Here is a 21,543-nt window from a genome sequence, read left to right on the forward strand (position 1 = left end):
CACGGCCGTCCGGCCGGGCGGCGGCCCCGGCCGGGCGGAGGTCGGCCCGGCCAGTTCAGCCCAGCTCGCGCCGGGTGAAGGCGAGCGCGTCGCCGAAGAACTTCGCATAGTCCAGGTGCGCCGCCAGGCTGGTGCCGCCCTGGCAGAACCGGTCGTTGCGGTTGCAGAAGGACCTGGTGCGGTCGGCGAACGCGTCCAGCCTGCCGTCACCGCGGGCGAGGATCCCCGACCTGGTGCCGTCGGTGACGTTGAACGGCTCCCCCGCGGTGAAGGTCGGGTCACCGAAGAACAGTACGGCCGCGACCCGATCGGACAGTGCGGCGGGCACCGTGGGCTGCGCGGCACGGCCGCCAGCGAGGGCGTCGCCCATGACGTCCGCACCCTGCGAGTAGCCCATCAGGACGAAGCGGGTCCGGGCGCAGGCCGCGGCCGTGCGCCGCAGCTGCGCGGACAGGGCGGACACACCCTGGCGCACGCTCGCCTGATAGTTGAACGACGCGGGATAGTCGACGGCGGTCGCCCGTACGCTCTGTGCCAGACCCCGGGTCAGCTGCTGGGCCAGCGGCCCGAGCACGACGCCGAGGCCGGGTCGTTCGGTGGTGCCGCGGGCACCGACGATCTCCACATCGGGGCAGGCGCCGGCGGGCGCCTGTGCCGCGAACGTCAGGGGTGCCACGACCAGCCCGGAGATCCCGACCGCCGCCATCGCGCCGATCGTCAGCATTCTGCGCATGCGCATTTCCGTCGTCCCTTCCTCTGGTCCGGGTCGTAGAGCCGGTAGCCGGCATCGGGATCGACGGCGGCCGGTTGCAGCAGCCCCGGCTCGTCGTACAGGCGTAACGCCTTCGGCGTCAGCCGGGCCGCCCGGGCGAACGCCCCGATGGTCAACAGCTTCACGTCGAGATCGTTCCCGTGCCGGTCACGGCGACCGGCACGGACCACGGTGGAGCCTGCCCAAGGGTCAGGGTCAAGTGCCGCGCCGGGAAGCGGTCACCTCCTGGCCGCTCGGCCTGCGACTGTTGTCTCCTGGGTGTCGACCGAAGGGAACGATGAGCCGATGACCGTCCTCGGTACGCGGGCGCTCAACCGCGCGACGCTCGCCCGGCAGTTGCTTCTCGACCGCGCCGACCTGCCGGTCCTCGACGCCGTAGCGCACCTGTGCGGCCTGCAGGCGCAGGAGCCGCAGGAGCCGTTCGTCGGGCTCTGGTCGCGGCTGCGCGGGTTCGACCCGGCCGTGCTCTCGGACCTGCTGGTCGGGCGGGGCGTGGTCCGGATCCACCTGATGCGGCGCACCGTCCACCTGCTCACCGCCGACGACACCGTGGCCTGGCGGTCCCGGCACGGGCTCATGCTGCGCCAGCGGGTGCTCGGCGTCTACCGCCGCGAGCTCGACGGCGTGGACCTCGACGAGGTCGCGGCGGCGGGCCGGGCGGTGCTGGCCGACGGCGAGCCCCGCTCGATGTCCGAGCTCGCGCGGGCCCTGGCCGGGCGGTGGCCGGCGCCGGGGACACGGGCGCTGGGCGAGGTACTGATCGGCGCCCTGGTCCCGGCGGTGCAGCTGCCGCCGCGCGGGCTGTGGCGCACCAAGGCGGGGGTGCGCTATCTCCCGGTCTCCGCCTGGCTGGGCCGCGAGATCGACCCGCCGGCGCCGGACGGCTCCGATCCGGTCGGCGAGGCGCTGGTGCGGCGCTACCTGGCCGCGTTCGGCCCCGCCGCGACGGCCGACGTGCGCGCCTGGTGCGGCCTCGCCGGGCTGCCCGCGGCGGTGGCCGCGGTACGCGGGGAGCTGGTCGCCTTCCGCGACGAGCGGGGCCGCGAACTGCTGGATTTGCCCGGCGCGCCGCGGCCCGACCCGGACACGCCCGCCCCGGTGCGGTTCCTGCCGGCGTTCGACAACGCGCTGCTCGGCTACGACGACCGCAGCCGGATCGTCGACACCGCCCACCGGGGTCTCTCGGTCGCCGGCGCCCGCGTCGTGCTGGTCGACGGCCGGGTCGCCGCGACCTGGAACGTCGAGGAGGGCACCGTGACCGTCGCGCCGCTGCGCGACTTCTCGCGGGCCGAGCGCACCGCCGTGGCCGAACAGGGCGAGGCGCTGGCGGCGTTTCTGTCCGACGACGACAGTCGGCGGGTGCGGATCGGCGCGTCTCCCGGCTGAGGGACACACCCGCGTGCCGCTTCCGTCCGGCCGGGCCCGGGTGGCACGCTGCGGTTCACCCTGTCGAGGGGCCTCGTGTGACCTCGTTGTCGGTGGGTACTGGTAGAACTACGGCATTGAAACACGCGTTCGAGTGACGCCGTGTGCGGTAACGACGAAGGGAAGACCATGGCTACGGCGGCACGCACCGGTGCGCGAGGGCTCAGCACGGACGAGTTGCAGGCGATCCGGGACGGGCTCGCGGCCGGTCGGCGGCCCCGGGTCATGTTCACCGAGTCCGCGGGGCAGATCGCCGGGCAGGTCGGCCAGGTGGTGACGCTCACCGACCCGGCCGAGTCCGACGAGTGGGTGGTGGTGCGGTTCGGCCGCGACGAGCTGCCCTTCTCCCCCGGCGACCTGCAGGTGGCGCCGAAGGGCCCGGTGAAGAAGGCCGTCGCCGCGGTTCCGGAGCAGGCCCGGCCCGAGCCGGAGTTCGTCATCGACAAGCCGCTGCCGGCTCCCCCGCCGCCCGCCGAGGCACCTCCGGCGCCGGCTCCGGCGCCGCGCAAGGCGCCGGCCCGGGCGGCCAAACCGAAGCCGCCGCCGGGCCTGACCGTGACGCTGGCCTACACCGACGGCGAGTGGACGATCGCCGCCAACCAGGGTGCGAAGGCGCTGGCGAAGCCCTATGTGATCAAGCCGTCCGAGGCGATGAAGATGGTGCAGTTCGTCGATGTGCCCGGGGTGCAGGAGGCCGTCGAGCAGATCGTCTCCGCCGAGCGGGCCGAGGCCGAGCAGCAGGCCGAGCGGCTGCGGGCGGAGCTGGCGGAGATCGAGGCCCGGCTGGCGGAGTTACGCGACGCGGGCTGAGCCCGGCGTGCGATCATGGCGCACTGATGGACGCGTCTTGGCGGGTGCCCTGGGTGTGGCGGGCGATGCTCCGGTTCTCCCGGGTGCTGGTGCCCGTCATCTGCCGGCTGCGGGTGTCCGGGGAGGTGCCGGACGCTCTGCGGCACGGCCCGCTGATCCTCGCGGCCAACCACGTCAGCCCCGTCGATCCGGTCGTGATGACCGCTGCCTGCAGCATCGCCGGCATCGCGCCGCGGTTCATGGCCACGGGCGGGTTGTTCGACGCGCCGGTCGCCGGGTGGGCGATGCGGGCGGCCGGGCACCTGCGGGTGGACCGGCACACCACGCAGGTCACCCAGGCGCTGCCGGACGCGGCGGCCGCGCTGCGGGCCGGCTCGGTGGTGCTGGTCTACCCGGAGGGCCGGATCGGGCTGGACCCGTGGATGTGGCCGGAGCGGGGCAAGACCGGCGTGGCGCGGATGGCGGCGATGTCCGGTGCGCCGGTGATCCCGGTGGCACAGTGGAACACCCACCAGGTGCTGCCCTACGCGGCGCCGGTCGGGATCGTCGGTTCCGTGCTGCGGGCGATCCGGCACCGGCCGGTGGTGCACGTGCGCTTCGGGGAGCCGGTGGATCTGTCGGGGCTCAGCGGCACATCCGGGGCGCAGGCGATGCGGGCGACCGACCGGATCGTCGAGGGCATCGCCCGCACACTCGAGCCGCTGCGCGTGGACGAGCCGCAGCTGCCGCGTTACGTGGACCGGACCCGGCCGGTGGAGATGTCCCGGGTCCGCAAGCGCCGCTCAGCCGGGCTTGATGAGGGCTAGCTGTGCCAGCAGCTGCACCAGCCGGTAGGCCTCGGCGACGTCCGCGGCGGTGAACGCGACCGTGCGGGCGCCCGGTGCGCGGGTCACGCCGGGTATCAGCACGGCCACGTCGACGGTGAACGGCCCGTACAGGTCGACCTCGACCTTGATCGGCCCGGGCAGGGTCACCAGCGGCACCTGGTCGTGGCGGCGCACCGCCTTGGCGGCGGCCCGGTGCACCTGGTCGCGGGCCTCGTCGGGGTGCAGCGCGATCGTGGCGGCCTGGCCGAGGGCCTGCTTGACGGCGACGGTCAGCGCCGCCGGCACGAGTTCCCGCAGTTCGGTGCAGGCGGCGTCGTCGCCGGTGATCAGCACGACCGGTGCGCCGTGGAAGCCGGCCATCGCCGCGTTCAGCCCGATCTCGCCCATCGACCGGCCGCCGAAACGCACGTCGAGCACCCCGTCGCCGATGGTGTGCGCGAGCACGGCCGGTCCGCCGCCGGCCCGGGCGTGGTAGCCGACGAACAGCACCGCGTCGGTGTCGTCGTCGAGGCCCGCGAGCATGCCCAGCGGCCGCGGCCTGCCACGCACCAGCCGGGCGCGGCGGTCGAGCTCCTCGGGCAGCAGGTTGCGGAACGGCCCGTGCGCGTCGGCGACCAGCACCTCGGCGGCCGGCACGGCCTCCAGGACGCCGGCGACGGCAGCGTTGACCTCGGCGGTCATCCGGGCCCGGCCGCGTTCGTAGTCGTAGCCGCCGGGGTTGGTCTCGGTGGGATGCACGATCCCCGAGATCCCCTCCATGTCGGCAGAGATCAGTACCTTCATCGCAGAGCACCTTAAACGGCCGATCGACACATTGAACAGCCGCAGCATCGTCAGCCGCCGGCATGGCCAGGCGGGAGGACGGTCACGGCTCGACCCTTTTGGAGCGCCGGCCGTTCGGGTCGCGCGGTGCGACTACCCTGCCGCCATGATCCAGAGTGGGGATTCCGGGAGGCGGCGCAGCTACCTCACCCTGGCCGGCTGGTACGGCGCCGCTCTGGTGATCCCTACCGCCGTGTTCGCCGTCGGCGACTCGTCCTCCGCCGGGTACGAGGGCCGGGAGAGTTCGTGCACCGCCGCGAACAACTGCCTCACGGCGGTGCCCGACGCCGCACAGGTACTTCGGATCACCATGGTGTTCCTGGCGGTCAGCCTGGTGGTCGCCCTGCCGTTGCGCGCCTACCTGATGCGCGCGTGGCGACTGCCGGCCCTGGCCGGCACGGTCGCCGCCTTAACCTCCTGGTGGGTCACGGTCCTGCTGTACTGCGCCGGCCTGGCGCTGTTGTCGCGATGAGGGACCGGCCCGTCACGGGGCCGCGTCCGCACCGAGGCGGTCCGCGGCGGCCGCGCGGACCTCGGCCGCCTCGATGGGGTCGTCGCGCAGGTATCGCAGCCGCTCGCCGACCAGGTCGTTGCGCGGTGCCCGTTGCACGGCCAGCAGCCGTACGTCGGCCTCGCAGTCCATCAACCCCTCGGCGAGTTTGCGCTGCGCGTTCGCCGGGTCGAGCGTGACCACCGCCCGCAGGCAGGCGGCGCGTTCGAACGAGTGCGGGCTGAACCACAGGCGGTGCAGGCGGGGGTAACGCCGCGGCTGCCGCGGGCCCGCCGATCCGGGCCAGCCCGCAGGCCAGGTGGCCGTAACCACACCGGTCACCGGGCCGGGCGTCCAGCCAGTCCAGGCCGGCGACCAGGGCCGGGGCGTCCGTGACGTCGCCGTGTGCGGCCAGCAGCCGCAGGCCCGCCCAGGCCAGCGGGTGCTCGGCCGTCCTGATCCAGCGGCGGGCGGCGGGGACGGCGAGCGCACCGAGCGAGTCGACGACGCCGTTCAGCGGTCCCGCCGCCCTGTCGCCGGCGAGGTCCTCGACGAGGTCGAGCAGGCCGGGCTCGGGTCGACGCCGGCGCAGCTCCCGTAGCGCGGGGCGCCAGTCGTCGGCACGGTCCGCCCGGCGCAGCAGGGACAGCAGCGCCCCGGTCGGCTCCTCGGCGAACGGCCGTTGCGGGCCCGGTCGGCGCTTCGCGGACCGCACCGCGGCGGCGATGCGCTCATCACGGTCCGCCCAGACGGTCCACGGCGGCGAGAGCCACAGCGCCTCGTATTCGGTGAGGGCGCCGATCCGGCCGGTGATCGCCGGATACAGATCGTCCCACCAGGGCACCGGCCAGGTCCTGGAGACGGTCTCCAACGCGTCGATCCGCCGGTCGCCGTCGCGGATGTAGCGGCGGACTCCGTCGACCGCCCCGTCGACGCCGGCACGGCCCAGAACCTCGAGCACCCCGAGGGCCACCGCGAACTCGTTGTCGTCGTCGGAGTCGGCGGGCGGGGCGTCGTGCAGCCGGGCGACGATCGGCGCGATCGGCATCCGCAGGTCGCGGACCAACCGGGCGAGGTAGACGTCGCGCTCGTCGACCTGCCAGTCCCAGCGGTAGTCGCGCCGCAGGCAGTCGGTGACCGGATCCGGTGCGGCGGGAGCCGACATGGCCCGGTGCGCGCCGCGGCCGAGCCCACGCTGCAACGCCCCGGCCACCGTGTCCGGGCTCGCGTAGTGCCAGCCGTCGGTATCGCTGCTCATCGCGGACACAGTGTGGCGAACCTGCCTGGTGAACGCGACGGCTTTCTCAGCCGGGGGTGCGGCGCTGGCGCAGGTAGGCCAGGACCGCCTCGCGGGTGGTGCGGACGCCGAACATGGCGCGGGCCTCCGCGATGCGGCGGTTGGCCGTGCGCAGCGACAGGAACTCCGCCGCGGCGGCGGCCGCGATGGTGTCGCCGGCGGCCAGCCGGTCCAGCAGGGCGCGCTGCTCCGGCACCAGGTCGGCGACCATGTCGCCGGGTTCGGCCGGGGCCGGCTGGCCGCCCGGGCCGAGCTGGACGGTGCCGAGCCGGCTCAGGTCGTCGATCAGGGCCCGGCCCACCGGCGTCTCGGAGTCGCAGACCGCGACGATGCCCGCGCCGCGCGCGGCCGCCAGGACCGCCAGCTGCAGGTTCTCCAGGTCGGTGATGCGGCCGTGCAGCACCAGCCGCGCCGGGGTGACGTCCCAGGACGGGTCGGGCAGCGCGAAGCCCTCGCGGACGGTCCAGCCGTCGCGGGTGAGGCGGCGCACGACGGTGTCGGCGTCGGCACCGGAGGAGACGACGTGGCGGGGGGCGTCGGGCTGTCGGGTCAACGGCCATCCTCGCGGTCGGGGTGTGTCGCGGACGCTTCGATCTGGGTCAGCGCCAGGGCCGCCGCCTCCGTACGGGTGCGGGCGCCGAGCTTGCGCATGCCGGCCCGGATGTGGGTGTCGACGGTCTCGGCCGAGATGCCGAGCTGGCCCGCGATGCGGCGGGTCGGCTCGCCGGCCGCGACGAGCCGCAGCACGTCGGTCTCGCGGCGGGTCAGCCGGCTGCCCGAGCGTGGGCTGCGGGTGTCGCGGTGCACGTGGTGGCGGCGCAGGCCGCGGCGGGCCCGGCCGGCGAGCACGACCAGCCCGGCGGTGTCCGCGAGGTGCTCGGCGCGCAGCAGGGCCGCGACCGCCCGCTCCGGGTCGGTGTCGTGCAGGCCGGCGGCGATCAGGCAGCGGATCTGTTCGCGCAGGGCGACGCCCGCCCAGGTGTCGGCGGCGGCCGCGAACCCGGTGCCGGTCGCCCACGCGGTGAGGGTCCGGCGGGCCGCGGTGGGCAGGCCGGCCGGGATCGGGGGCGCCGGCGCGTCCAGCTCGAACGCGGACGCGTACGCCGCCCGGGCGGTGGCTCCGCTGTCGTAGGCGGCCCACCGGGCGGTGATGTGGCGCAGCCCGGTGAGCAGGCCCGCCGTGGTGGTGTCGGACGGCTGGGCGGCCCGGTCGGGTTGGCCGTCGAGCCAGGCGGCCTCGCGCGCCACCCAGGCGGTCGCCGGATGCCCGTCGGGGGTCGAGAGGCGGCCTCGTGCGGCGGCGAGCAGGCCGGTGTCGGCCTCGACCAGGGCGGTCGCGGCGGTCGCGTAGCCGCGGGCGTCGGCGGGCAGGGCACGGTCGGTGAGGTCGGCGGCCCGCCGCAGCGCCCGGTCGGCCGCGTCCGGCGCCGCCGGGCCGGTGGCAGGATCCGGCCGTGCCGCGGCCGCGGAGGCGGCGATCATCGAGCCCTGCAGGACCTCGGCCCAGTCGGAGACCGCCAGGAACCGGGTCTGCCAGCTGTACGCGAGGTCGGCGGCGCAGGCCGCGGCCGCCTCCCGGGCCACCGTCGCGGCCTGCGTCAGCCGGCCGTCGGCGACGAGGTGCTCCACCAGCAGCCAGGCGCTCCACCGCCCGGCCAGCGGATCGGTGCCGGTGCCGGCGGCGGCCGCCAGCTCGGTGTCCCAGCCGGGTGCGCGGTGCGCCGCGCGTACCGCCGCCAGCGCCGCGGCCACGCCCGGCGGCGGCGCCGGATAGCGGGCCGCGATCTTCTCCGCGGCGTCCAGGGCGCCCGCCGGGTCCGTCGCCAGCTCGGCCAGCAGCAGGATCCGGTCGCGGGCCGCCACCACCGTGCCACCCGCCGCGTCCGGCACCGGGCGCACCGCGACGCGGGCGCCCGCCGGATCCCCCGCCTGCAGCAGCGCCTCACCCCGCAGCACGTCGGCCTCGACGCCGAGCGGCCCCGGCGTGGTCAGCACCCGCGCCGCCGTGTGCGGCCGGCCCGCCGTGAGCAGCGCGTCGGCGGCCGCGATCCGCACCCGCGGGTCGACGGCCACGCCGGGCAGGTCGCAGGCGAACAGCAGCAGCCCGGCGCGGTCGCCGCCCGGGCGGTCGGCGGCGGTCAGGGCCCGCCGGTACGCGCCCGCGTGGTCACCGGCCGCGGCCAGGTGCCGGGCCGCCTCCGCGTCCGGGGCGAGCTCGGCGAGCGCGCGGTGCAGCTCGGCGCGGGCCGCCGCGTCGAGCAGCCCGGCGGCGGTCTCCGCGAAGTACGCCGACACCGGCGCCAGGCCGTCCTCGCCCTCGACGACCAGCCCGGCCGCGAGCAGCGCGTCGGCGCCGGGGCCGAGCAGTTCGGCGGCGGCGGGCCGGCCGAGCAGGCCCAGCGCGGCCAGCGCGGTCCGTGCGGGCCGGGGCAGGTCCGCACACGCGGTCGCGATCGCGTACGCGACCTGGTCGATGTCGGTGTCCGGTGCGCCGCGGCCGGCGCCGGCCTGCCGGGCCAGGGCGGTGACCACCAGGGGGTTGCCGCCGGCGCGCCGCACGACGGCCGCCAGCGTCTCGTCGCCGAGCTGGCCGCCGACCCGCCGGGCCAGGTCGGTGGCGGTGTCCGCGGACAGCGGCGGCACGTCGAGCCAGGCGGTCGCCGCCGCCCGCAGCGCCGCGACGGTCTCCTCGCCGAGGCGGTGCGGTGCGCGCAGGGCGACCACCACCCGCACGTGCCGGGCCAGGTGCGGCAGCGCGGCAAGCGTCGCCGGGTCCGCGTACTGCAGGTCGTCGAGGACGAGCAGCCCGCCGCGGACCCGGGAGTGCACGGCCTCGGCGAGCAGCGGCACGTCGTGGGTGGGCAGGCGGGCCTTCACGGCCCGGGAGAGGGCCAGCGCCGGTACGGTGGCCAGCATCGCGAGCCCGCCGCCGGCGTGCACCGGGCCGGGCGCGACGGCCGCGATGCGCCGCAGCAGCGTCGAGCGGCCGGAGCCGGGGGCGCCGGTGAGCATGACGAGGCCCGGGCGGCGCAGATGCGCGGCGGCCAGCCCGGCCAGGTCCTGCTGTGCCACCGGCATCCCCTTGTCTCGGTACCCCGCCGACCGGGTCCGTGCCCGGGTGGCACGAACACGGGATCTGCGTCGCCTCGTCGGTCCGTAGTCTGTGGTGCGGCAGGCATCCCGCCCTGCCCGCGAACGGGAGGGTGACGACTGTGTCGGGGACGACGGCCGCGGTCTGCACATTCTCCCTGACGGTGTGCTCGGCTGACGAGTCATGACCGTCGGTCCGCTCTCCGCCCGCGTGGCTACGCTGTGTGACGAAATCGTGGCGCGGGTTGGTCCGCACGCCGGTGGCCAGGCGCTTCAGGTCCGTGATCGGCTGTCCGAGCCCTTACGCGTCGCAATCGCGGGGCGGCTGAAAGCCGGAAAGTCGACACTCGTCAACGCGTTGATCGGGCGCCGGGTCGCGCCGACGGCCGTCGGTGAGTGCACCCGGGTGGTCACCCGGTTCCGGTACGGTCCCGCCGACCGCGTCGACGTGGTGCTCCGCGACGGCTCCCGCTCGAGCCTGCCGCTTGGCGACGACGGCATGATCCCGCAGCGGCTCGGCGTCGGCGCCGCCCGGGTCGCCTACGTCGACGTGACGCTCACCAGTGAGAAGCTGCGCGACCTGACCGTTGTCGACACGCCGGGCCTGGCGTCGACCGACACCGGGGTCAGCGCCCGGGCCGCGGAGCAGCTCGGCGAGACGACCGCGCCGTTCGACGCCGACATCGACGCGGACTCCGCCTCCGAGGTCGCCGCCGCCGAGGCCGTCGTGTACGTGTTCACCCAGGCGGTCCGCGCCGACGATCTGCGCGCCCTGGAGGCATTCCGCACCGCCTCGGCCCGGCTGGCCAGCAGCCCGATCAACGCGCTGGGGGTGTTCGGCAAGGTCGACACCCTGGTCGGCGGCGCCGGGGACCCGTGGCCGGTCGCCGGTCCGCTCGCCGAGCAGCAGGCCGCGTTGCTCGCCCGTACCGTGTCCGAGGTCGTGCCCGTGGTCGGCCTGCTGGCCGAGACCGGCGAGGCCGGGCGGCTCACCGCCGCCGACTGCGCCGCCCTGCGGGCCCTCGCCGGGCTGCCCGCCGCGGAGCTGCGGCTGCTGCTCGCCTCGGTGGACCTGTTCCGGTCCCGGCCCGCACCCGTCGGCGCGCAGCACCGCGACCGGCTGCTCGCCCTGCTCGACCTCTACGGCGTCGGTTTCGCCCTGGCCCAGCTCGCCGCCGAGCCGGGGCTGGGCACGGGCGAGCTGGTCCGCCGGCTGGTGCGGGCCTCCGGCTTCCCGCGGCTGCGTGACACCCTGGAGCAGACGCTGCGCTGGCGCGCCGACGCGATCAAGGCCGGCTGGGCCCTGGCCCGGCTCGAGCGCATCGCCGGCCACGAGGGCGATCCGCGCGACCGGGAGGCGCTGCGCGACGCCACCGAACGGCTGCTGCGCGAGCCCGCCTACCACCGGCTGCGGCTGCTGGAGGTGGCGCAGCGGGTCGCGACCGGCGCCGTGCCGCTGCCGGCCGCCTGGGAGCGGGAGCTGACCCGGCTGGCGACCTCCGAGGACCCCCGGTGGATCCTGCGGCTGCCGGACGCCTCCACGGCCGAGCTGGCCACGGCCGCGGTCGAGGCCGCCAACCGCTGGCGGGTGTACGCGGTCGCCGGCGCCGGGCCGGCGCAGTCGCGGGTGGCGCAGGTCGCGCACCGGGGCTTCCACCTGCTGGCGCAGGCCGTCCGTGAGCAGGCCGGTCAGGAGCAGCCGCGGTGAGCCTCGCCAAGGAACTCGACACCGCCGTGCGCGACGCGCTGGCCGCGGTGCGGGCCGCCGACGCCGACGCCGGCGCGGAGCTCGCCGAGCGGCGCCGCACCCAGCTGACCCGGCCCACGATCGTGCTCGTCGGCGAGACCAAGCGGGGCAAGAGTTCGCTGCTCAACGCCCTGCTCGGGGTGCCGGGCCTGTCGCCGGTCGACGCGTCCGTCGCCACCGCCGCCTACCTGCACTTCTCCCCCGGTTCCCCGGCGTACGCGGCCGCGTACGTGCCGGGCTCGCCCGAGCCGGTCGAGGTCGACGTCGCGCGGCTCGCCGACTGGGCCACCGGGTGCGAGCCGCCCGGCGGGGGCCGCGCACCCCGGCGCATCGAGATCACCCACCCGGCGCCGCTGCTGCAGTACCTGAGCCTGCTGGACACCCCGGGCGTCGGCGGGCTCGACCCGGCGCACGCCGCCGTCGCCGTCGACGCGGTCGAGCGGGCCACGGCGCTGCTGTTCGTCGCCGACGCGTCCGCGCCGCTGTCGCAGCCCGAGCTGGACTTCCTCGCCGCCGCGAGCGAACGCGTCGACGCCGTCGTGTTCGCGCTGACGAAGATCGACGCGTTCCCGGGGTGGCGGCGCATCGCCGACGACAACCGGGCGCTGCTGCGCGCCCGGGCGCCGCGGTTCGCCGACGCGCCCTGGTTCCCCGTCTCCGCGCGGCTGGCCGAGCTGGCGCTGAGCGTGCCCGCCGGGGACCAGGCCGCGCTTGTCGACGCGTCGCGGATCGCCGAGCTGCAGCACGCCCTGGTCGAGCTGGCCGGGCGCGGCCACCAGCTGCAGCTCGCCAACGTGCTGCGTACCGCCCGCGGCGACCTGGCCCGCGTGGAGGCGGCCGCGGAGGGCCGGCTGCGGGCCAGCGAGGCCGATCCCGCCGAGGTCGCCCGGGTACGCGCACAGCGCTCCGCCCTGGCCGCCCGCAAACGCACCGAGTCGCGGCAGTGGGCGCTGCTGCTGAGCACCGAGACGCAGCGGGCCCGCGTCGAGGTCGTCGGCCTGCTGCGCACCCGGATCGCCGCCGTGCAGCAGGAGTTCGGCGCCCGCATCGACTCCGCCCGCGGCGGGGCCCTCGCCGCGCTGCCGGACCAGGTCGACGCGGAGCTGCAGGCGGTGGCCGTGCGGCTCTCCGACGATCTGCGGGCCACGTTCCGGCAGGTCGGCGAGCGGGTCCTGGCGCAGGTCTTCGACGACGAGGAGCTCGCCGCGGTCCTGGACCGGCTCAACGCGACCCTGCGGCACGCGCTGGCCGGCGGCCCGGCGCGGGACGGCTCGGGCGACAACATGCTGATCGTGCTCTCCGCCGGCGGCATCGCGTTCATGGCCGGCCGCGGCGCGGTCCTCGGCGCCTCCGTCTTCGGCGTCGGAGGCGCCGTCGCCGGCGGGCTGCTGATCCCGGTCGCCGGGCTGGGCCTGGGCCTGGCCGCCGGCGGCTACGTGCTGTACCGGCGGCGGGTGCAGTCCGACCGCCAGCAGGCCCGAACCTGGCTGCGGGACGTGCTCGGCGAGGCCCGCGCGGCCCTGTCCGACGAGATCTCGTACCGGTTCACCGACCTGCAGTACGCGCTCGGCGTCGCCGTCGACGACGCGGTCGAGCGGCGGCTGCGCGAACTCGACGCGCACATCGCGGACATCGACGCCGCGGTGGCGGAGGACGCGGCGGGCCGGGCGCGGCGCCGGGCGCGGGCGAACGCGGACCTGGGCACGGTCCGCGCACAGATCAGGCAGGTCGACGACGTACTCGCCCGGGCGCGCTCCCTGACGCCCGCGGCCGCCGACACCTCTCAGGAGCTGACATGAGCGAGCACGCGGAGATCAGGATGGTGCACCAGTGAGCGACGAACACGGCTGGCCGGACTTCCACGACCCGGACGCTCACCCCGACACCGGCGGCGAGCACGACTTCGCGCCGTCGCACGAGCCGGTCGCCGACCACGGGCCGTTCCACGACGACCTGTTCGGCCACGACGATCTGGGGCTGCACGACGTCGACGACGGCACCGACCTCGACGCCGGCGATCCGGAGGAGGGCTGGGACGACGTGCACGAGCCCGGCACCGGCCACGAGGACGAGGTGGCGAGCCACGGCGTCGTCGACGTCAGCGACGGGCACGGCCTCGGCCCGGTTGGCGCCGACCCCGACGCGGCGCCGGATTCCGAGCAGGTGAGCGTGTTCCCGCCGATCGTCGACGTGGGCCCGCTGCCCGAGCCGGTCGACGGCTTCCCCTGGATCGACACCGGCAGCCTGGGGCTCTACCACTCGGGCCCGGTCGACGCCGGCGCCGCGGTGCCGGCCGAGGACCTGGCCGCGTACGCGGCCGAGGACCTGCCGCCGGGCGCGGACCCGTGGGCGGCGCTCGCCGACTCCGACGACCCGGCGACCAGCACCCTGGCGAAGTGGTGGAGTCAGGGCACCTAGATTTGTCCGCCGCGTGGTCGTATCCCGGAGGACCTTGGGGTGGCATCATCAGCGCGCCAACCCCGACGCCGCGCAGGAGCCACCCATGACCGCCGCCACCACCGCCCCGGCGAGCACCCGCCGCGAACGCACGGGCTGGTACTTCTACGACTGGGCCAACTCGGCCTTCTCCACCACCGTCATCACGGTCTTCCTCGGCCCGTTCCTGACCAGCGTCACCGAGCAGGCCGCCGGGTGCGCGCTGGGCGCCGACGACTGCGACGGCCGGGTGCATCCGCTGGGCATCACCATCGCCGCCGGGTCGTACTTCCCCTACCTGGTGTCGCTGTCGGTGCTGCTGACCGTGTTCGTGCTGCCGGTGATGGGCGCGATCGCCGACCGCGCCGAGCGCAAGAAGCCGCTGCTGGCGGCGGCCGCGTTCGTCGGCGCCGGCGCGACGATCGCGATGGCGTTCGTGACCGGCGAGCGGTATCTGCTCGGCGGGCTGCTGTTCATCATCGCCAACATCGCGTTCGGCGCCTCCGTCGTCGTCTACAACTCGTTCCTGCCGCGGCTGGCCGGGCCCGACGAGCGCGACAAGGTGTCCAGCCGCGGCTGGGCGCTGGGCTACCTCGGCGGCGGCGTCCTGCTGCTGATCAACCTGGCGGTGGTGACGGCGCTCAGCGTCGACGGCGACGACCAGCGCACCCTGGACCTGGCCCGCTGGTCCATCGTGTCGGCGGGCGTCTGGTGGGCCGCGTTCACCCTGCTGCCGCTGCGCTGGCTCAAGGAGCACCCCGCCGCGGACGTCGCGCAGGCCCGCGGCGGCGGCAACCTGCTCACCGACGGCTTCCGCCAGCTCGGCCACACGATCCGCAACCTGCGGGCGTACCCGTTGACGTTGTTCTTCCTGGTCGCGTACCTGATCTACAACGACGGCATCCAGACGGTGATCTCGCTCGCCGCTCAGTTCGGCAGCGAGGAGCTGCACCTGGAGCAGAGCGCGCTGATCCTGACGATCCTGATCGTGCAGTTCCTGGCGTTCGGCGGTGCGCTGCTGCTGGGCGGTCTCGCCACCCGCATCGGTGCCCGCAAGACGGTGCTGCTCGCGCTGGCGCTGTGGCTCGGCGTCATCCTGGCCGCGTTCTGGCTGCCCGAGGGCGAGCCGGTGCCGTTCATGCTGCTCGGCGTCGGCATCGGCCTGGTGATGGGCGGCAGCCAGGCGCTGAGCCGGTCGCTGTTCAGCCAGCTGATCCCCGAGGGCCGCGAGGGCGAGTACTACGGCTTCTACGAGATCAGCGACAAGGGCACGAGCTGGCTGGGCCCGCTCGCGTTCGGCCTGGTGTTCCAGCTGACCAACAGCTACCGCATCGGCATCGTGTCGCTTGTGGTGTTCTTCGTCGTGGGTGGCATCCTGCTGGCGATGGTGCCGATGCGCCGGGCCATCGTCGCGGCCGGCAACACCCCGCCGCGGCTGCTGTAGCGCTCAGACCCCGGGGGGCCGGATGGACATCGTGATCGACGCCGGCTCGGCGGTTCCGCCGTACGAGCAGGTGCGGATGCGGATCGCCGAGCTGGCCGCCCGGGGGGTGCTCGCGGCCGGGACGCGGCTGCCGCCGGTGCGGCAGCTCGCCACCGAGCTGGGCCTGGCGGCGAACACGGTGGCCCGCGCCTACCGTGAGCTGGAGCAGGCGGGCCTGGTGGAGACCCGCGGCCGGGCGGGCACGCTGGTCACCGCCCGGGCCGCGGACACCCCGGCCGAGGCGCAGCGGGCCGCGCAGCGCTACGCGGAGCAGGCGACGGCGCTCGGGGTGTCCCCGCAGGCGGCGCTGGAGCTGGTCCGCGCCGCGCTGCGGCTGTGAGCGGCTACTGCGGCTCGATGACGTTCGTGGCCAGCAGCACCATCAGCACGGCGCCGAGCACCAGCCGGTAGGCGATGAAGATGCTGTACGAGTGCTTGGCGATGAACTTCAGCAGCCAGGACACGGCGAACCAGGCGACGACGAAGCTGGTGATCGTCGCGACGATGGTGGGCCCCCAGCCGACGCCGCCGGAGATTTTGTCGAACTCGGTGACCGACTGCAGCACCGTCGCGCCGAGCAGCGCCGGGATGGACAGGAAGAACGACAGCCTGGTGACCGTCACCCGGTCGAAGTCACGCAGCAGACCGGCGGACATGGTGGCGCCGGAGCGCGACACGCCGGGGATCAGGGCGAGGCACTGCGTCACGCCGATGATCAGCGTGTCCTTCCAGGTGATGTCCTCCTCGTGGCGGATCTGGGTGGCGGCGTGGTCGGCGAACGCCATCACGCCGCTCCACAGCACCAGCGACCAGGCGACGAACCAGAGGCTGCGCAGCGTCGAGGTGATGGTGTCCTGGAACAGCAGCCCGACGATGCCGATCGGGATGGAGCCGAGGATGACGGCCCAGCCGAAGCGGTAGTCCGGGTTGTCGCGCTGGTCCCGGTTCAGCACGCCGCGGAGCCAGGCGGGGACGATCCGGGCGATGTCCTTGCGCAGGAACAGCACCGTGGCGATCACGGCGCCGGACTGGATGATCGCCGTGAAGGCGGTGATGTCCGGGTTGTCGATGTCGTAGCCGAGCATCTTCTCCAGGATGGTCAGGTGTCCCGTGCTGGAAACCGGCAGGAACTCGGTGAAGCCCTCCACCGCACCGAGCAGTACCGCTTCGAAGATGTTCAACCCGACCCCGTCTCGTTACCCGACCCGCTGACCGCGGTCGAGAATAGGGGGTCGCCCTAGCCGGCGCTGCGCCGGACCCGCGCCGCGGCGATCGTGTACGCGGGGTCGCGGTCGAGGTTGTGCCGGTCGCGGTCGTAGCGGCGGGTGGTGCGCGGGTCGGCGTGACCCATGGCGTCCTGTACGTCCTCCAACGGCACCCCCTCGGCGCGGGCGGTGGTGGCGAACGCGTGCCGCAGCGAGTGCGGCGACAGCCGGGCCCAGCCCTCGATGCCGGCCTCACGAGCCAGGCGCCGCACGAGCCGGAACACCGAGTGCCGGTCGATGCGGGAGCCGGTGGCGGTGACCAACAGCGGCCCGTCGAGCCGGTCGGCGGTGGTGTCCTCGGCGGCGGCGCGCCGGACGAGGTAGGCGTCCAGCGCGGCCGCGGCGTACGGGGTCAGGGCCCGCCGCCGGGGCTTGCCGCCTTTGCCGACGAAGCGCACGCTGCGGTGCCCGCGCTCGACGCCGAGGTCGGCGACGTCGAGGCCGACGAGCTCACCGACCCGCAGGCCCAGGTCGGCGAGCAGGGCCAGCACGGCGAGGTTGCGGACGGCGGCCGGGCCGGTCTCGGCGCCGGCGGCGGCCAGCAGCGCGTCGACCTCCTCCGGGCTCAGGCCGACGGTGGCGGAGTGGTCGCGCGACACCGACGGGCGGTCGGCGCCGCCGACCGGGTTCGCCTCGACGGCGCGCAGCTTGGCGAGGAAGTCGTACCAGCTGGACAGGCCGGACAGCTTCCGGGCGACGGTCGCCGGGGCCAGCGGCCGGGCCTCCAGGCCGCGGGCGTACGCGTTGACGTCGAGGAACGAGGCGTGCAACGGGTCGACGTCGCGGTCCGCGCACCAGGCCAGCCACGCGGCGACGTCGCGCCGGTACGCGTCGCGGGTGTGCGCGGACAACCGCCGGTTGGCCAGCCACGCCTCGGTGAACTGCTCGGCGCCGCCGCCGACGGCGACCGCGCCACCACCCTGTCGGGGAACCGGGGACGACATGCCGCCATCGTGTCAGCTCGCCAGCACGTTGCCGTCCGCGACATGCCAGGTGCGGGTGTGCCCGACCGCGGCGGCGAAGTACCGGTCGTGCGTGACGGTCAACAGCGTTCCCCGGTACGCCCGCAGCGCCTCCTCGACGACGTCGAGGGCGTCGAAGTCGAGGAAGTTGGTGGGCTCGTCGAGCAGCAGGATCCGGGCCGGGCTGTTCACCATGACGGCGAGCAGCAGCCGGCGCAGCTCCCCGGCGGAGAGGCCGCGCAGGGTGGCACCCCACTGGTCGGGGCCGAACTGGTGCCCGGCGAGCAGCCGTTCGGCGTCCTCGGCGTAGACGGGCACCCGGGAGCGGAAGAAGTCGAGCACGGTGGTGCCGGTGCGCAGCCCGTCGGAGGTCTGCGGCAGCACCGCGACGGGCACGCCGGCGTGCTCGGCGATCGCCCGCAGCAGGGTGGTCTTGCCGGCGCCGTTGCGCCCGGTGATCAGGATCCGGTCGCCGCGCCGCACGTCGAGGTCGACGCCGTCGAGCAGTGTCCGGTCCCCCGCCTTCACCGTCAGGTCCCGCACGGACAGCACCGTGTCGCGGTCGTCGGCGTCGTCGGCGGGGAAGGCCAGGGTCAGCGGCGGGCGGGTCCGCGGCCGGGCGATCCACCGGGCGGACTCCATCTGCCGGCGCAGCCGCCGCTCGCGGGCCTTGGCCTTCTGCGCCACCTTCTTGGCGATGCGCCGCAGGTGGGGCGCCTCGACGCCGGAACGCACCGTCGTCTCGACGTAGCGGGCCTGTGCCAGGGTCTGCGCGATGTCGCGCTCCCAGCGGATCCGGTCCTTCTCCTGCGCCTCGTAGTCGAGCAGCAGCCGCTGCCAGCGCCGGGTCTTCTCGGCCCGGTAGGCGCTGTAGCCGCCGCCCGGGTAGTCCTGCGGCTGCTCGTGGATGCCGTCGAGCTCGATGACGCGGGTGACGGCGGCGTCGAGGAACGCCCGGTCGTGGCTGACGGCGAGGACCCCGCCGGGGAAGTCGCGCAGCCACCCGGCGAGCCAGGCGGCGCCCTCGGCGTCGAGATGGTTGGTCGGCTCGTCGAGCAGCAGCAGGCCGGGCGCGTCCAACAGGGCGTGCGCGAGCAGCAGCCGGGCCTGCTCACCGCCGCTGACCTCACGCAGGGCCAGGCCGGGCGGCAGGTGGTCGACGTCGAGGCGCTGGCGGATCTCGGCGAGGCGGGCCTCGGCGGTCCACCCGCGCAGCGCCGTCCACCGTTCCTGGACATGGCCGTACTCGTCGAGGACGTCACCGCCGCGCTCGAGCGCGGTCTCCAGCCGGCGCAGCCGGGCGGTGACCTCGGCGAGCTCGCCGAGGCCGGCGGCGAGGAATTCGCCGACGGTGCCGGCGGGATCGGCGACCTGCTGCGGCACATAACCGACCCGGGTGCCGGGGCCGCGGGTGACCGCACCGCCGGTGGGCGGCAGGTCACCGGCGAGCACCCGCAGCAGGGTCGTCTTGCCGGCCCCGTTGGGGCCGACGACGCCGACGCGGTCGCCCGGGCCGAGGACCAGGTCGAGGTCGGCGAAGAGCAGATCACCGTCGTGGGCGCGGCTGATCGAGGCGGCTTTCAGCAAGGAGTCCTCCAGGGACGGATACCGGCACGGGTACGGCGACCCGGCGCGCCGCGACGGCGTCGGCGGCGCTCACCAGGGTCGGGTCGGTATCACACGGAGGTGACTGCTCCTCGGGATCGGCGGCAGGGCTCGGCTTTCACCATCGCGCGCCGCCGCCGGGCCCGCAACCGGGTTTCAGGGGTACCCGCCGACGCGCGAAGGGCCGTCACGCGTGAGCGTGGCGGCCCTTTCGGCGTCGCGGAGGAGCGGGACTCAGGCGGCGTACGCCACCGACTTGTTCGTGCCGCGCACGTCGGTGACCGACAGCCGCGACGACATGGTGCTGCGACCGGCGATCTGCGCCGCGTACGCGGCCCGGCGCCGGGCGACGCAGCCGTCGCCCCGGGCGGCGCCGCTCTCCTGAGCCTCCATGTGCGTGGTCAGGCCGTCCTTGAGCAGCGCAAGGGCCTCGGTGCGCAGCTGCGACACCCGCGACTCGGTCACGCCCAGCTCGGCGGCGACCTCGGACAACGGCCGCTCCTGCAGGAACGACGTCTCGACGACGAAGCGCAGCCGCTCCGGCAGCACGGCGACGGCGTCGTGCAGGTAGCCGATGCGCTCGCGGTGCAGCAGCAGCTCCTCGGGGTTCATCGAGGCCTCGGTGACCATGTCCTCGGCCGTGCCGACGGCGAAGCCCTGCAGCGACAGCACGGCGGCGCGCTGCACGTCGTCGTCGACGTTGGAGAGCTCGCTGACGCCGACACCGAGCAGCTCGGCCAGCTCGACCGGGGTGGGGGTGCGGCCCAGCTGCGCGGTCAGCTCCTGGCGGGCGACCTCGGCACGGCGGGCCCGGGCCCGCACCGAACGGCTGGCCCAGTCCATGCTGCGCAGCTCGTCCAGCAGCGCACCGCGGACCCGCACCGCGGCGAACCGGCCGAACGGGATGCCCCGGTCCGCGTCGAACGCCTTCGCGGCGGTCACCAGTGCCGCGTACCCGGCGGAGGCGAGATCGTCACGGTGCACGTGAGCGGGAACCTTGAACAGCATCTCGCGGACCAGGTGCCCGACCAGCGGCATGTTCTCGCGGATCATGTTCTCGAGCTCGCGGCTGACGGTCTTGGTCTTCGCCGACATTCGTGTGTCCCCCTCGCGTCTGTCGCCCGGTGACGGCTCACCGGCTGACAGGGGGAACTTTTCGTTGCGGAGGGTGCGAGTAGCGGTCACTCTCGGTTGCCGACAGGTTGCACCCGGAAAAACCCTAAGATCCGCACAGTCGACTCACAGGAACCCGCTGAGCTGCGGTTACGCCAGAAGCCACCCGTGATCGACAGCCAGCCGGACCGCCTCCGCTTCCGCTCTCAGCGATCACACCTACCGCCTGGGGTACGACCGCAGGCATCGTCGTGGCCATGAGACTTCTCGTGCTCGGAGGAACCGGATTCGTCGGCCGCGCCGTAATCGACGAGGCACGCACCCGCGGCCACCGGATCACCGTCCTCAACCGCGGCCACCGGCCACCACCGCAGGGCACGACCGGCCTGATCGGCGACCGCCACGAGCCCGGCGGCCTCGCCGCCCTCGAAGGCGGCACCTGGGACCTCGTCGTCGACACCTGGTCCGGGGCACCCAAGGCCGTCGCCGCCTCCGCCGTCGCCCTCAGCGGCCACGCCGGGCACTACACCTACGTCTCCAGCCGCAGCGTCTACGCCACCGACGACAAGACCGTCCCACACACCGAGGCCGCCGCCCTGGTCGACGCCACACCCGACGCCGCCGACTCCGACGACTACGCGGCCGCCAAACGCGGCGCCGAACTGGCGGCCGAACGGTACTTCGACGGCCCCGTACTGCACGCCCGCGCCGGCCTGATCCTCGGACCCCACGAGGACATCGGCCGCCTGCCCTGGTGGCTCAACCGGATCGCGAAGGGCGGACCCACCCTCGCGCCCGGCCCACCGCAGCTCAAACTGCAGTACATCGACGTCCGCGACCTCGCCACCTGGCTGCTCGACGCCGCCGCGCACGGCCGCACCGGCGCCTACGACCTGGTCAGCCCGCCCGGACACACCACCATGGCCGAACTCCTGGAAACCATCAACACCGTGACCGGCGAACACGCCGAGCTGCGCTGGACCGACCCGCAGACCATTCTCGACGCCGGCATCGCACCCTGGACGGACCTGCCCATCTGGCTCGCGCCCGGCTACGAGTGCGACTTCCTGCACGGCGGCGACGTCAGCAAGGCGCTGCGGGCCGGCCTGCGGCTGCGCCCCGTCGGCGAGACCGTCGCGGACACCTGGACCTGGCTGCGATCCATCGGCGGCACGGCCCCACAACGCCCCGACCGCCCGGCCCCGGGCCTGGCACCCGAGCGCGAGGCGGCGGTCCTCGCCGCCACGACCCGCTGACGCCGCCCGGCCGCTTGGGCGAGGCCCCTATCGTCGGCCCGGTGGGGAAACGGCAGAGGTACACCCCGCGGATCGGCCCATCGGCGCCGGCCCTGTCGGCGACCTGCCTGACGGCCATGGCCGTCGACCTGCGCTAGCACGGC

Annotated in this window: 19 protein-coding genes and 1 pseudogene; 10 read left to right on the top strand and 10 right to left on the bottom strand. The window is 75.0% G+C overall.

Translation table 11 applies throughout. The annotated features are described in order from the left end of the window. Positions 1 to 55: 55 nt before the first annotated feature. Positions 56 to 733 carry a cutinase family protein gene (locus AB0B58_RS21790; RefSeq protein WP_360226242.1) on the bottom strand — a complete coding sequence of 226 codons (678 nt, stop codon included), beginning with the start codon at positions 731 to 733 and terminating at the stop codon, positions 56 to 58. A 23-nt stretch (positions 734 to 756) separates the two neighbouring features. Then, a pseudogene (locus AB0B58_RS21795) lies at positions 757 to 897 on the bottom strand (MerR family DNA-binding transcriptional regulator); the annotation flags it as partial. Positions 898 to 1,057: 160 nt separating this feature from the next. Between AB0B58_RS21795 and AB0B58_RS21800 the strand changes: the two are divergent. The 3 genes from AB0B58_RS21800 (at position 1,058) to AB0B58_RS21810 (ending at position 3,813) form a co-directional block, all read left to right on the top strand. Then, on the top strand, positions 1,058 to 2,158 hold the full coding sequence (locus tag AB0B58_RS21800; RefSeq protein WP_360226245.1) for a winged helix DNA-binding domain-containing protein: 1,101 nt from the start codon (positions 1,058 to 1,060) through the stop codon (positions 2,156 to 2,158). Between the two features lie 168 nt (positions 2,159 to 2,326). Next, on the top strand, positions 2,327 to 3,007 hold the full coding sequence (locus AB0B58_RS21805) for a hypothetical protein (protein ID WP_360226248.1): 681 nt from the start codon (positions 2,327 to 2,329) through the stop codon (positions 3,005 to 3,007). A 26-nt stretch (positions 3,008 to 3,033) separates the two neighbouring features. Then, positions 3,034 to 3,813: a lysophospholipid acyltransferase family protein gene (locus AB0B58_RS21810; RefSeq protein ID WP_360226251.1), complete on the top strand. Its 780-nt coding sequence runs from the start codon at positions 3,034 to 3,036 to the stop codon at positions 3,811 to 3,813. Here the strand turns inward: AB0B58_RS21810 and AB0B58_RS21815 are convergent. Continuing rightward, on the bottom strand, positions 3,790 to 4,617 hold the full coding sequence (locus AB0B58_RS21815; RefSeq protein ID WP_360226254.1) for a M55 family metallopeptidase: 828 nt from the start codon (positions 4,615 to 4,617) through the stop codon (positions 3,790 to 3,792). The two genes, AB0B58_RS21810 and AB0B58_RS21815, sit on opposite strands and share 24 nt — an antisense overlap. A 145-nt stretch (positions 4,618 to 4,762) precedes the next feature. On the opposite strand from AB0B58_RS21815, the gene AB0B58_RS21820 reads away from it, so the two are divergent. Further along, positions 4,763 to 5,128: a hypothetical protein gene (locus tag AB0B58_RS21820; protein WP_360226257.1), complete on the top strand. Its 366-nt coding sequence runs from the start codon at positions 4,763 to 4,765 to the stop codon at positions 5,126 to 5,128. On the opposite strand, the gene AB0B58_RS21825 is transcribed toward AB0B58_RS21820, so the two are convergent. Genes AB0B58_RS21825 through AB0B58_RS21835 form a run of 3 tightly spaced genes read right to left on the bottom strand, consistent with a single transcriptional unit; the run spans position 5,082 to position 9,521 of the window. Beyond that, on the bottom strand, positions 5,082 to 6,404 hold the full coding sequence (locus AB0B58_RS21825; RefSeq protein WP_360226260.1) for a hypothetical protein: 1,323 nt from the start codon (positions 6,402 to 6,404) through the stop codon (positions 5,082 to 5,084). The genes AB0B58_RS21820 and AB0B58_RS21825 overlap by 47 nt on opposite strands. A gap of 46 nt (positions 6,405 to 6,450) precedes the next feature. Then, positions 6,451 to 6,996, bottom strand: a complete 546-nt coding sequence (locus AB0B58_RS21830) for a LuxR family transcriptional regulator (protein WP_360226262.1) — start codon at positions 6,994 to 6,996, stop codon at positions 6,451 to 6,453. Then, positions 6,993 to 9,521, bottom strand: a complete 2,529-nt coding sequence (locus tag AB0B58_RS21835; RefSeq protein WP_360226265.1) for a LuxR C-terminal-related transcriptional regulator — start codon at positions 9,519 to 9,521, stop codon at positions 6,993 to 6,995. The genes AB0B58_RS21830 and AB0B58_RS21835 overlap by 4 nt, the downstream gene beginning before the upstream one ends. 196 nt (positions 9,522 to 9,717) lie before the next feature. Between AB0B58_RS21835 and AB0B58_RS21840 the strand changes: the two genes are divergently transcribed. From AB0B58_RS21840 to AB0B58_RS21860, 5 genes are all read left to right on the top strand, one after another. After that, positions 9,718 to 11,241 carry a dynamin family protein gene (locus AB0B58_RS21840; protein WP_360226268.1) on the top strand — a complete coding sequence of 508 codons (1,524 nt, stop codon included), beginning with the start codon at positions 9,718 to 9,720 and terminating at the stop codon, positions 11,239 to 11,241. Next, positions 11,238 to 13,079: a dynamin family protein gene (locus AB0B58_RS21845; protein WP_360226271.1), complete on the top strand. Its 1,842-nt coding sequence runs from the start codon at positions 11,238 to 11,240 to the stop codon at positions 13,077 to 13,079. Before AB0B58_RS21840 ends, AB0B58_RS21845 begins: the two co-directional genes overlap by 4 nt. A 31-nt stretch (positions 13,080 to 13,110) precedes the next feature. Further along, positions 13,111 to 13,698 carry a hypothetical protein gene (locus AB0B58_RS21850; RefSeq protein WP_360226274.1) on the top strand — a complete coding sequence of 196 codons (588 nt, stop codon included), beginning with the start codon at positions 13,111 to 13,113 and terminating at the stop codon, positions 13,696 to 13,698. Positions 13,699 to 13,783: 85 nt separating this feature from the next. Then, complete coding sequence (locus tag AB0B58_RS21855; protein WP_360226277.1) at positions 13,784 to 15,160, top strand: MFS transporter; 1,377 nt, start codon at positions 13,784 to 13,786, stop codon at positions 15,158 to 15,160. Positions 15,161 to 15,182: 22 nt separating this feature from the next. Continuing rightward, complete coding sequence (locus AB0B58_RS21860) at positions 15,183 to 15,539, top strand: GntR family transcriptional regulator (RefSeq protein ID WP_360226280.1); 357 nt, start codon at positions 15,183 to 15,185, stop codon at positions 15,537 to 15,539. Positions 15,540 to 15,543: 4 nt separating this feature from the next. Here AB0B58_RS21860 and AB0B58_RS21865 read toward each other — a convergent pair whose 3' ends face one another. The 4 genes from AB0B58_RS21865 to AB0B58_RS21880 form a co-directional block, all read right to left on the bottom strand. Then, positions 15,544 to 16,380 carry an undecaprenyl-diphosphate phosphatase gene (locus AB0B58_RS21865; protein WP_360226283.1) on the bottom strand — a complete coding sequence of 279 codons (837 nt, stop codon included), beginning with the start codon at positions 16,378 to 16,380 and terminating at the stop codon, positions 15,544 to 15,546. Positions 16,381 to 16,436: 56 nt separating this feature from the next. Further along, on the bottom strand, positions 16,437 to 17,408 hold the full coding sequence (locus AB0B58_RS21870; RefSeq protein WP_360226286.1) for a tyrosine-type recombinase/integrase: 972 nt from the start codon (positions 17,406 to 17,408) through the stop codon (positions 16,437 to 16,439). A 12-nt stretch (positions 17,409 to 17,420) separates the two neighbouring features. Then, positions 17,421 to 19,013, bottom strand: coding sequence for an ABC-F family ATP-binding cassette domain-containing protein (locus tag AB0B58_RS21875; RefSeq protein ID WP_360226288.1), 1,593 nt, complete (start codon positions 19,011 to 19,013; stop codon positions 17,421 to 17,423). A 252-nt stretch (positions 19,014 to 19,265) separates the two neighbouring features. After that, a complete protein-coding gene (locus AB0B58_RS21880; protein WP_360226291.1) occupies positions 19,266 to 20,126 on the bottom strand; it encodes a sigma-70 family RNA polymerase sigma factor in 861 nt (286 codons plus the stop codon). 275 nt (positions 20,127 to 20,401) lie between these two features. Here AB0B58_RS21880 and AB0B58_RS21885 point away from each other — a divergent pair, with 275 nt between their 5' ends. Beyond that, positions 20,402 to 21,400: an NAD-dependent epimerase/dehydratase family protein gene (locus AB0B58_RS21885; RefSeq protein ID WP_360226294.1), complete on the top strand. Its 999-nt coding sequence runs from the start codon at positions 20,402 to 20,404 to the stop codon at positions 21,398 to 21,400. The last annotated feature ends 143 nt before the right edge of the window (positions 21,401 to 21,543 follow it).

The organism is Actinoplanes sp. NPDC049118 (assembly GCF_040648555.1).
GTDB lineage: Bacteria > Actinomycetota > Actinomycetes > Mycobacteriales > Micromonosporaceae > Actinoplanes.